The 10859-nt window shown below is 70.8% G+C and carries 9 protein-coding genes and 1 pseudogene; 3 read left to right on the top strand and 7 right to left on the bottom strand.

Annotated elements, in window-relative coordinates:
• Together ACPA54_RS01915 and ACPA54_RS01910 are read right to left on the bottom strand one after the other, a co-directional pair.
• Positions 1-763: transporter substrate-binding domain-containing protein (locus ACPA54_RS01915; protein ID WP_423526079.1), on the bottom strand; the 763-nt coding region annotated here is incomplete at its 3' end.
• 357 nt (positions 764-1120) lie between these two features.
• A complete protein-coding gene (locus tag ACPA54_RS01910; protein ID WP_423526077.1) occupies positions 1121-1627 on the bottom strand; it encodes an OmpA family protein in 507 nt (168 codons plus the stop codon).
• Positions 1628-1791: 164 nt separating this feature from the next.
• On the opposite strand from ACPA54_RS01910, the gene ACPA54_RS01905 reads away from it, so the two are divergent.
• Positions 1792-2121, top strand: coding sequence for a LysM peptidoglycan-binding domain-containing protein (locus tag ACPA54_RS01905; RefSeq protein WP_423526075.1), 330 nt, complete (start codon positions 1792-1794; stop codon positions 2119-2121).
• Between the two features lie 195 nt (positions 2122-2316).
• On the opposite strand, the gene ACPA54_RS01900 is transcribed toward ACPA54_RS01905, so the two are convergent.
• A complete protein-coding gene (locus tag ACPA54_RS01900; protein WP_423526074.1) occupies positions 2317-3420 on the bottom strand; it encodes a hypothetical protein in 1104 nt (367 codons plus the stop codon).
• Between the two features lie 355 nt (positions 3421-3775).
• Between ACPA54_RS01900 and ACPA54_RS01895 the strand changes: the two genes are divergently transcribed.
• Together ACPA54_RS01895 and ACPA54_RS01890 are read left to right on the top strand one after the other, a co-directional pair.
• The gene (locus ACPA54_RS01895) at positions 3776-5233 is read left to right on the top strand and encodes a purine-cytosine permease family protein (protein ID WP_423526072.1); all 1458 of its coding nucleotides are present in this window, start codon (positions 3776-3778) and stop codon (positions 5231-5233) included.
• Positions 5234-5452: 219 nt separating this feature from the next.
• Positions 5453-5686 (top strand): annotated as a pseudogene (locus ACPA54_RS01890) (integrase core domain-containing protein); the annotation flags it as partial.
• Here ACPA54_RS01890 and ACPA54_RS01885 read toward each other — a convergent pair.
• The 4 genes from ACPA54_RS01885 to ACPA54_RS01870 all read right to left on the bottom strand — a co-directional run bounded on the left by ACPA54_RS01885 (position 5683) and on the right by ACPA54_RS01870 (position 10836).
• Positions 5683-6753 (bottom strand): beta-ketoacyl-ACP synthase III, encoded by a 1071-nt coding sequence (locus ACPA54_RS01885; protein ID WP_423526071.1) that lies wholly within the window; start codon positions 6751-6753, stop codon positions 5683-5685. The pseudogene ACPA54_RS01890 and the gene ACPA54_RS01885 overlap by 4 nt on opposite strands.
• Positions 6750-8276, bottom strand: a complete 1527-nt coding sequence (locus ACPA54_RS01880; RefSeq protein ID WP_423526069.1) for a wax ester/triacylglycerol synthase domain-containing protein — start codon at positions 8274-8276, stop codon at positions 6750-6752. Before ACPA54_RS01880 ends, ACPA54_RS01885 begins: the two co-directional genes overlap by 4 nt.
• An 83-nt stretch (positions 8277-8359) precedes the next feature.
• The gene (locus ACPA54_RS01875) at positions 8360-10057 is read right to left on the bottom strand and encodes a prenyltransferase/squalene oxidase repeat-containing protein (RefSeq protein ID WP_423526068.1); all 1698 of its coding nucleotides are present in this window, start codon (positions 10055-10057) and stop codon (positions 8360-8362) included.
• Positions 10054-10836, bottom strand: coding sequence for a terpene synthase family protein (locus tag ACPA54_RS01870; protein ID WP_423526067.1), 783 nt, complete (start codon positions 10834-10836; stop codon positions 10054-10056). Before ACPA54_RS01870 ends, ACPA54_RS01875 begins: the two co-directional genes overlap by 4 nt.
• Between the last annotated feature and the right edge of the window lie 23 nt (positions 10837-10859).

Below are 10859 nucleotides of genomic sequence, written 5' to 3'. Positions count from 1 at the left end.
GGCCGTCGACGATCGGCCGGTAGGGCGGGGTGACCTCCAGGTTCAGGCCGGACCGCTGCTTCAGCCCCCAGCGCAGCGAGATCGAGGTCAGCGCCACGGCGTCCACCCGTCCGCCCGCCACGCCGTCGAAGGCGCTCGGCTGGTCGGCGAACCGCACGATCTTCCCGTCGGGGACGCCGCTCTTCTCGGCGATGTCCGCTTCCACCGCGCCCAGCAGGACGCCGACGGTGGCCCCCGACGCCGCGGCGTCCGCCATCGTCTTCAGACCTTTGGGGTTGCCTCGGGGCACCAGGAACGCCTCGGACGCGTTGAACTCCGGGTCGGTGAACGCCACGGCCTCGCAGCGTTTGGGCGTGACCGACATCCCGGCGCCGATGATGTCGAACAGGCCGGATCGCAGGCCGGCGATCAGCGCGCCGAAGTCGGCGGGCACCGGGTCGACCTTCGGGACGCCCAGGCGGTCGAAGATCACCTTCGCCAACTCGGCGGCCTCGCCGGTGAGATCGGCGTTCTTGTCGAGGAAGCTGTACGGGGCTTCGTTGGCGAAGCCGACACGCACCGATCCGCGGTCGCGCAAGCGTTTGAGCAGCGTGCCGCCGCCGGGTTCGTCGGTGAGGTCGACGCGGGCGCATCCGCTGGTCGCGACCGCGGTGCCGGCGGCGGCGACCGCCAGCCCGGCTCCTGCTGTACCGCGCAGGAAGCGGCGCCGGGATATTCCGGCGGTGAACGGGTGGAACGGAGGTCTGGCGTTGCGGACAGCCAAGCCGCGCATCTCCTTGCTTGTGGCGAGCGGGCACTGCCGTCGGACGAGCAGGCATTCCGGCCGGGAGCGGCGGGTGCCGCGGCCGGAACGAGGTGCGACGTTAGGGGCTGTCAGGCGGGGTGCCAAAGGCCGCGAATAAACCTCATTCCGGCGAGTCGTGGCCGGTTCGTTGCCAATCGCGGCCTCTCGGCCACCCGATATTTCCGTTTTTGGGTGTTAAATAACTTTCGTTCTCCGACTGTGTGTTCGACCTCGTGGTTCGGTCCCGTTGTCGGGACGTGACCAAAAAGAAGTGGCCTGCCGTCCCGATAGCGCGTGCGGCGCCGTGCGCCCAGAGCGGCGCCCGCCGCCCCGGCGTCACAGGACCGGCGCCGGGACCGGTGCGAACGACGCCACCGCGAACTCCACCCGGCGGTTCTGCCGGCGGTCGTCGTCGGAGACGGGATTGGTCACCACCAGGTGCGCCGCGCCGGCGGCGACCCGGAAGATGACGACGGACTGCAGGTCGTCCTGCGTCTGCGGGACCGGCGCCCCGGCATCCTCCAGAAGTCCCTGGATCTTCTCGAAGAGCCAGGTGACCGCGTTGTCGCCGCGCTGGACGCTGATGTCCAGTTCGTCCGCGCGTGCTTCGTCGGCCGAGGCCGCGTTGTCCACCCGGTCCGAGTGGGCGATGATCGTCACCGCGCAGAACTTGCCTTGCTCCTCGACGATTTCCGCGCCGACGGCGGCGGCGACCACCTGCTCGTGGATCTTCTGCTGCTCGTCTTCCGAGCTGTTGTCGAACGCCGCACCGACATCGGTGTCGTGGTCGCCGAACCCGTCGATGATCAGGCTGTGCAGGTCCGGGGGCAGCGTGACAGGCATGACTGTCACTCCTCAAAATGCTTGGCGTGTCGAGGGGCAAGTCCGCACCCCCCGCCCGGGATTGCCCGCACGGACCGGTCATCGTCCCTCACTGCCACGGTAAAACCGGCGCAGGGTCGTCGCACGTCGGAAGTAGGGGTAGGGCGACAAACATGACCACAACAATGAATGTCACCCGATACACCGTGAAATCCGGCGACACGCTCTTCGCGATCGCCGGCAGGTTCGGCACCACCGTCGAGGAACTCGTGAAATGGAACAAAATTCCAGATCCGGACCTCATCAATGTCGGCCAGGTGCTCATCGTCGACGAGTCCGACGCCCCGCACGAGACGATCTACACGGTGAAGTCCGGCGACACACTGTCGGCCATCGCCCTGCGGTTCGGCACGACGGTCCCGCAGCTCGTCACCTGGAACAAGATTCCCAACAAGGACCTCATCACCATCGGCCAGAAGCTGATCGTCGCCAAGTCCATGCCGGCCAAGGTCTGACCTCGTCGAGGTCCGACCGTGCCGGGACACCGAGTTCAGGTCCGCGCGCGCCGCGCGGACTTGGCCGTGTCGGCGAGCTTGTGGACGACGACCCCATGACCTGCGCCCGCGGCCTAGGCCGGACCGGGAGCCGGCGGGGCCTGAGGTGCGGTCGGTGCGCTCGTTCGGCGCAGTCCCGGTTCCTCACCCACGGCGTCAGTCCGGGTTCGGGGCGGGCGGGTTGTGAGGCGGCTTGCCGGGATTGGCGGTCGGGCCGCCCACCGAGTTGAGGACGAGCTGGGCCTGATTGTCCACGAATCGGGTGAACAGCTGCTGGGCGTAGCCGAAGATGACCGCCCACGCGACGATCTGCGCCGACGAGTCGAGGGCACTCAGGCCCGGGACGAACTGTCCGCGCATGAGCAGCAGTCCGAGGACGGCGGTGAGCGCCCCGGTCGGGAGCTTCAGCAGCGCCAGCGCGACGGGCACGTTGTACGGGGTCGACGCCCCGCGGATGCGCCGCAGCGACGCGGCCGCGGCCACGGCGGCGGCGACCAGACCGACGAGTTCCACCACCGGGTAGTCCCACTGCGACGCGACGGCGGCGTACATCTGATCGAGGCTCTGCGTGTTTCCCGGGCTCTGCGGAGTGAGGGGCGCGCTGGCGGTGGCGCAGATGATGCCGGTGGCGGGGTTGAAGCACAGCGGCACGGTGCCGGGCGACGACGCTCCCGCGACCGCGATCAGGCCCGCGATGACGGCCAGCACCCCGGCGACGCCGAACACGATCTGCGCGAAGTTGCGGACCCGCAGCTTCTCCTTCAGGTGCACCTGGTGCGCCACGGTCGAGGCGTCGAGCAGGACTTCGCGCTGCCCCTCGTCCAGCGGCGTCCCGGACCGGACGGACAGGAGGATCTCGTCCACGTGCGTCCGGCGTTCGTCGCCCAGCGGCAGATGCTCCTTCACGAACGCCGCGATGCCGGGGAGCTGTACCTCGACCTCGTGCAGCTCGGACAGCCGGAGCAGCAGGATGTTCGCGACGTCCATCTGCGTCTGCGCGACGGCGATGTGCGCGGCCGGACGGCCGTGCTTGTGCCGGAGCGCGTCCTTCGCCTCCGCGAGCGACGCGAACGCCTGGTCCGCCATGACCCGGTGGGCCTGCGACAGCTCGCGTCCCATCGTCTTGGCGGCGAGGAGCGCTTCGAGTTCGATGATGCGGGAGCGGATCGCTTCGCGAAGCTCCCACTGGGCGCGCTCGCGGCGGCGCAGTTCCCGGGCGCTCGGCGGCGGCTGGTCGGCTGGTGTCGCGTTCGGCGGCATATGCCGACTATGCGGTTGTTCGTGGCGGAGGTCCATCACCGCTGCGCCGGTCCGGGGCCGATCGTGGGCCGAACGGCCTAGAGGGCGGGTCTGGAGAACGTGTGCGCGGCCGCACTCGACTACATCCGCGCCAACCTGTTCGACCCGGCGGCCGCTGAGGCGGCCGGGCTGCGCACGGCCGCGCCTTCTCGGGCGCGCCTGGGTCGTGTGCGCGCAACGGCTGTGACGCACGGGTCGACTGATGCGCGATGGATGAAATTATTCATTCAAACTCTTGATGCATGTTCAGATCCATGCCAGATTCGGCGGGTCAGACCCGATCCCGGCGTGACCGCCGCTCTGCCTGGGGAGTTCAATGCCGACCGAACCGGAAGCCCCCGGAGGCCGTCTCGCGCTGGAACACCGCACCATCGAGGTGATCCCGGACGACGAGCGGCACGGCACGCCGCGCAGCCAGTTCACCCTGTGGTTCGGCGCCAACATGCAGATCACCGCCATCGTCGACGGCGCCCTCGCGGTGGTCTTCGGCGCGGACGCGCTGTGGGCGATCATCGCGCTGCTCATCGGCAACGTGCTGGGCGGCGTCGTCATGGCGCTGCACTCGGCCCAGGGACCGAGGCTCGGCGTCCCGCAGATGATCTCCAGCCGGGCCCAGTTCGGCGTGTACGGGGCGGCCCTGCCGCTGCTCATGGTGATCCTGATGTACCTCGGGTTCGCCGCGACCGGCACGGTCCTGGCCGGACAGACGGTGTGCGAAATGCTGCACATCGACAACACGAAGGTCGGCATCCTCATCTTCGGCGCCCTGACCGCCGTAGTGGCGGTGCTCGGCTACCGGCTCATCCACCTCGCGGGACGCGTTGCGACCGTCGTCGGCATCCTCGGCCTCGGCTACCTGATGATCCGCCTGTTCACGCAGTACGACGTGAGCGCACACGTCGGCGAGAAGGGCTTCGACGCCGCGACCTTCCTGCTCGCGGTCGGCCTCGGCGCCGGCTGGCAGCTCACCTTCGGCCCGTACGTCGCCGACTACTCCCGCTACCTGCCGCGTGAGACGAGCGACCGCGCGACCTTCTGGTCCACGTTCTCCGGCTCGGTGATCGGATCGCAGATCGCCATGACCCTCGGCGCCCTCACCGCGGCCGTCGCAGGAGACGCGTTCCTCCCCGACCAGGTCGGCTTCCTGGGCGACCTGGCCGGCCCGGCGTTCCTCGCGTTCCTCATCTACCTGGTCATCGTGGTCGGCAAGCTGACCGTCAACTGCCTGAACGCCTACGGCGGCTTCATGTCCGTACTCACGATCGTGACCGCCGTCAACGGCCGCTCGCGGATCACCCAGGCCGCCCGCGTCGCCTACATCCTCGGCTTCACCGCGATCTCCGTCGTCATCGCCATGGCCGCGAGCGCCGACTTCCTCAGCAACTTCAAGAACTTCGTCCTGCTGCTCCTGACCGTCTTCACCCCGTGGAGCGCCATCAACCTCGTCGACTACTACGTCATCTCCCGCGAACGCGTCGACATCCCCGCCCTCTACGACCCCAACGGCCGCTACGGCAAGTGGAACGCCACCGCCCTGACCTGCTACGTCCTCGGCGTCGCCGTCCAGATCCCGTTCCTGGCCACCAAGCTCTACACCGGCGCCATCACCAAGAAACTGGACGGCGCGGACATCTCCTGGATCGTCGGCCTCCTGTTCACCGCGGCCCTCTACTACCTGTGGGCCCGCCGCACGGCGAACCCGCCGGCGGAGACGATCCGGCCGACGGAGTCGGGGACGGGGCCGGGGGAGCGGGCCGAGGTGCTGGTGGGCTGACGCTCCACCAGACACGGCCTAGTTGTATTGATCACGAGCGTTGTTGACGCTGGTGGGTCTTGAGCATGACGAAGACCTCCGATGTGGTGGAGCTGTCTAGGAACACACCCGTCGGAGGTCTTCGTGTCCCACCGTAACGCCCGGCTGACCGTGCACGGGCGCCGGATCCTGGTCGAACGCGTCGTGTCCGGGAGCCCTGTCGCGCACGTCGTCGCCGGCATCACCCACCAACGGATCCGGCCCTACCGCCCGCAGACCAACGGCAAAGTCGAACGCCTCAACCGCACCCTGCGCGACGAATGGGCCTACATCACCGCCTACGCCAGCAACCGGGAACGGACCGACGCACTCGGCCCGTTCCTCCACACCTACAACTACCATCGCTGCCACACCGCACTCGGAGGTCAACCCCCGATCAGCCGCGTCAACAACCCTGCGGGTCAATACACCTAGTCCACCAGCCGGGCCTCGAGGTGGTCCGGCCAGGTCACCGTGCAGGCTGCCCAGGTGAAGCCGGCGCCGAAGGCGGTCAGGAGGGTGCGGTGGCCGGGTTGGAGGGTGCCGGTGGTGGCCGACTCGGCGAGGAGGAGGGGGATGGAGGCGGCGGAGGTGTTGGCGACGCGGGCGATGTTGGTGGGGACGCGGTCCGGGGGGATGCCGAGTTGGGTGGCGACGGCGGTGGCGATGCCGGCGTTCGCCTGGTGGAGGACGAGGCGGTCGACGTCGGCCAGGGTCCAGCCGGCCGCGGTGGCGGCCTCCCGGGCGGCGTGGCTCATGCGGCGGACGGCGTGGCGGAGGACTTCGCTGCCGCGCATGCGGATGAAGGGGTCCGCGGGGCCGGCCGCCGAAAACGGGCGTCGTGAGCCGCCGTCGGGGACGGTGAGGGCGTCCGCGTGGGCGCCGTCGCTGCCCCAGACGACCGGGCCCAACGTTCCCGGGCGGGAGGCTTGTCCGGCGGTCAGGACGACCGCGCCGGCGCCGTCGCCGAAGATGGGGGCGGTGGAGCGGTCGGTCGGGTCGGTGAATGCGGACAGCTTCTCGGCGCCGACGACGAGGACGGTGCGGGCGCTGCCCGCGGCGATGAGGCCGGCCGCGGCGGTGCACGCGTAGAGGAAGCCGGAGCACGCGGCCGCGACGTCGAAGGCGGGCACCTGGGGCTGGTCCAGCCGGTGGGCGACGATGGCCGCGGTCGCCGGGGTGAGGTGGTCGGGGGACGCGGTGGCGACGAGGACGGCGTCGACGCTTGCGATCCCCGCCGATTCCAAGGCCTGCCTGCCCGCGTGTACGGCCATGTCGCTGGTCGCGGTGGCGGGGTCGGCGATGCGGCGGGTGGTGATGCCGATCCGGGCGCGGATCCACGCGTCGGTGCTGTCCACGCGGGCGCACACGTCGTCGTTGGTGACCCGGCGGGGCGGCAGCCAGCCGCCGAGGCCGACGAGGCGGGCGGCCGGAGGCGGCGGGGGCTGCGGGTGATCGTCGGACGCGGGGCGGGCGTCCTCCCGCGGCGCCACCGGCGTCATGGAGTCCGCTCCGCGGAGCGGCGGGCGAGGAATCCGACGAGTGCGTCGACCGTGGGCTGTTCCGCGAGTTCGCGTTCCGTGACGTCGAGGCCGAGTCGGTCTTCGAGGGCCATGGAGAGCACGGTGTGCGCCATGGAGTCGATTCCGGCATCGGCTTGACCGGCGTCCGGGGTGATGGCCTCGGCGGGGAGGCCCGCGTAGTCGACCAGGATGGCTTTGACGAAGGGGAAGTCGACGGTGGGCGGGTGGGTTTGGTCGGCCATGGTGGCCGGGACGGGCGCGACAGCCGGGGCTTCGGGTGCGGCGGCGGCCGTAGGTGACCGGTCTGCTTCCTCGAGGAAGAGGGCGGACAGCCGGTCCAGCCCGGGGAGGGCGGCGTCGGTGGCGAAGTACACGCTCGTCATGCCGTTGTAACTGCACGCGACGACGCAGGCGGGCTGGTTGTGCGGCAGCCAGTCGAATGGCTGCACGGCGACGACCGGATCGCCACGGAAGGCCAGCGGCCGGTGGACGGCCACGTACGACGTGGTGATGGCCGCGCGCTCGGGTGTGGTGAGCCGGGTGGCGACCGCGCGGAAGACGCGTGCCGGGGTGCGGTCCATCAGGTCGCGCAGGGCGGTCTGCCGGGCGGGGTCCTTGGTGCTCCGGGTGGTGGCGATGACGTGGTCGAGTCGGGCGTCGAACTCCGGGAGGTGGCTCGGCAGCGGGGCGGCGGCGAAGGTGAACAGGTTGCCCGGCACGTCGCGTTCCTCGGGACGACGCAGGTTGACCATGCTGGTGGCGGGCAACGGCCTGCCCCGGCCCTGCGGCCAGTGCTCGGTGGACCACGTGCGCAATGCGCCGCTGAGCACGGCGAGGAAGGCGTCGTTGGTGTCCCCGCGACGGGGGAGCGCGGCAGTGCGCAGCTGCTCGGTGGGGAGTTCCGCCCAGGTGCTCGCCCGGCGGCCGGACAGGGGGTGGAGCGGGTCGTCCCAGACGCCGGTGGGGGCGGTGGCGGCGAGGGTGTCGCGGATGGTCTGCAGGTAAGTACCCACAGAGGGACGGGACTTGGGGAGGGGCGACGAGGGCGGCGGCGTGCCGAAGAGGGTGAGGAGGGTGTTGAGCATGCCCATGCCGTCCTGGGTGCTGTGGTGGGCACGGCAGCAGAGGGTGTAGCGGTCGGGGGCGTGCCCGGTGATCAGCCACAGGTCCCAGAGCGGGCCGCGGTCGGGCAGCGGCCGGGTGGTCAGGTCCGACACGGCGGCCGCCAGGCCGTCGTCGCCCGCGGGGACGACGTGATGCCGCACCCGGATGCGCAAGTCCGGCTCCGGGTCGTGCTGCCACCGCGCTTTGAGCCCGGGACCGTGCAAGTAGTGGGTGAGCCGCGGCAGCCGGTGGAGGTGCGCGTGGACGTGCTTGCGGAGGGCCTCCAACGGCGGCGGTGTGCCTTGAAGGTGCAGGAAGGCGCCCATGGTCTGGCCGATCGCAGGCTGGGTCTGCGCCATGTGGTGCATGAGCAGATCCATGGAGCCGGGACGTCGCATGACGTGGCCTTTCTCGGTGACGGTGACGGTGACGGTGACGGGGAGGGGGAGTGGGCGTGGGCGGGCGATGGACGGGCCGGCCGTCAGCGGTTCCGGTCGGCAGGGAGGCGGCGGCGGGGGCCCGCGATGGTTCCGCGGGCGGCCGCGGTACGCCGGGTGAGGTGTCCCAGGGCGAGCAGGACGAACGCGTCGGTCAGCAAGGGCACGTGGTAGGGGAGGGGGCGGGGCCCGAGCATGTCGGGCGGCGCGTCGAAGCCGCCGTCGTCGCGCTGCCGGGCGACGAGATAGTCCGCGGCGCGGGCGGCCGGGCCCGGGTCGCGGACGCCGCCGGCAGCGACGATGAGCCCGTACGCCGTACTGATCGCATCGCTCGGGTCGGCATCCTGCCGCCCCCAACCACCGTCGCTGTTCTGGCTGCGGAGGAGCAGGCGGATGATGCGCTCGTCGATTGCCCGGGCCGACGCGCCGAGGTTGCGGGCGGTGAGGTTGCGAGTGGAGAGGCCCCGGGTGGCGAGGCCGCGCATGGCGAGATGGACGCGGAAGAGCGCATGCCCGCGACTGCTGCTCCACCCTGCGGGGAACGACCCGTCCGGGAGCTGACCGGCCGCGAGGAAGCCCACGGCGTCGTCGAGCGCCTCACGGTGCGGGACGGTCTGCGTGGTCAGCGCGTTGATCGCGGCGGCGGTCATACACGGCTCGGATGGGGACCCCGCTCCGTAGGTGGGGAATCCGCCGTCGGGGCCTTGGGCGGCCAGGAGGTAGCGCACGGCACGGTCGATCGCCTGCCTGTGCGCTCGCGGGTCGACCTGGTGGAGGAACTCGACGGCGACGGTGGTGCAGTCGGTGTCCGGTAGCAGTGCGTGGTCGGTGTAGGACCAGCCTCCGTCGCCGTGTTGGACGGATGCCACGTGTGCGGCCACGGTGCTCAGGGCGGTGGCCGGCACTCCCGCGGTGTGCAGCGCCAGCCCCGTGACCACGGTCGACCACGTGTCGGTGTCGGTCACGAACGGGATTCCGCCGTCGTCGCGTTGCCGACGCAGTGCGGTGCCGATGCCCCGGAGGACGAGGTCGTCGTGGCCGGGCACGCGGGCCAGCGCGTGCAGCGTCAGCAGGTGGACGAGGAGGTTGCCTTCCCAGATCCCTCCGGAGTGCCGGGCCGTGTCTTGGGTCGACCGCAGCAGGGCGATGTCGTCGGCGAGACCGCCGCGGGCGGCAGCGGGGGCGAGGACGACTCTCGCGGCGGCGACCTGCACGGCCGCCCAGGGGTGGAGTCCGCCGAAGGCCGATGGGCCGATGGGCAGGTCGGGGACGGCTGGTGCGCCGAGCATGACGAAGAGCGCTTGCCAGAGCATGCGCTTGCGTTCGGATGCGAACGCCGGTGCGCGGGAGGCGAATTCATCGGCCAGTCGTTCATAGGCGATCGGGCGAGACGACCCCCGAACGGCTGCGGTGAAGACCGCGTCCCACGTGCTGTCCGTGCTGTCCGTGCTGCGCGCGCTGTGCGTCCTGTCCGTGCTGTCCCGGCTGTCTCTGCTGCGCGTGGCAGTGTTCAGGTAGTCGATCAGGCGACGGCGTTCGTCGGCGAAGTGGTCGACGTGACCGCTGAATTCGAGGAGAGCGAGCATCAGCGCGGATTCCGGGACCCTGCTGCGGCAGGGGTCGCGCAGTGCGCCGTCCGGGCCGATCCGGGCGAGGAGTCGCCGCGTCAGGCGGTCCCGGCAGGCGGGGAACGCCGCGGGCAGCATCGACGGCGCCCACAGCGCTTGGCCGACGAACCTCATGCGGTGCCGGGTTCAAAGCGGCCGGTCATGCCGAGCCAGTACAGCGACGCGTCCACGAAGCGGCTCAGGCCGACGATGTACGCGCGCGTTTCGTCGAGCGCCCCATCGCGCGCGTCCAGCCGGTGTGCCAGCGAACGAAACTCGTGCAGGCGGGTGTTGCGCATGTGCAGTGCTTCGTCGTGCGCGGTGTTGATCGAGCAACTGCGCGCCCGCGCCAGCACCGTCACCAGGTTCGCGTGTCCGTTGCGGCGGTCTTCGGCAGCCGACTTCAGGTCATTGGTCCAGCCGATTGCGTCGGCGGCCGTCAGCCGCAGGGTCCGGAGGTCCGCGGCGTCGGGGGACGACTCGGGCAGCACGGCCCCTGATGTGCACTCGGAGATGTCCGCCAAGGGAAGCACGGTGATGGTGTGGCGGCGCAGCTCCACATACTCCGCGAGATCCGGAGTCCGCCCGAGGCCCCGAAGCTCGTCCTCGCGCCTGGTGGCGCGGGCGTAGGCGGTGTAGTCGGCGACGAAGCGTTCGCGTAGTTCGTCGGACAGCCGCGGGGCGGTGCGCCGCCACAGGTCGGCGGCGGCCTCAACCGGGCCGGGGCTCGCCGCGGACGTACTCTCGCCGGTCCACACGGCCAGGACCGGGGCGAGGACGGCGTCCGGGGCCGCGAAGCGGCGGTCGAAGCGGTCGTCGAGCAGGCAGATGAAGGCGGCCCACTGCGCGGTCAGCTCGCAATCGGCGGGATCGCAGCCCGGCAGGATGGCCGCGGCGAGAGTGTCGAGTCGCATGGCGGCGAGGCGTTGGTGCTCGG

It is taken from the genome of Uniformispora flossi (assembly GCF_049534875.1).
Taxonomy (GTDB): Bacteria; Actinomycetota; Actinomycetes; order Streptomycetales; family Streptomycetaceae; genus Yinghuangia; species Yinghuangia aomiensis.
This window is presented reverse-complemented; position numbering and strand designations above follow the sequence as displayed.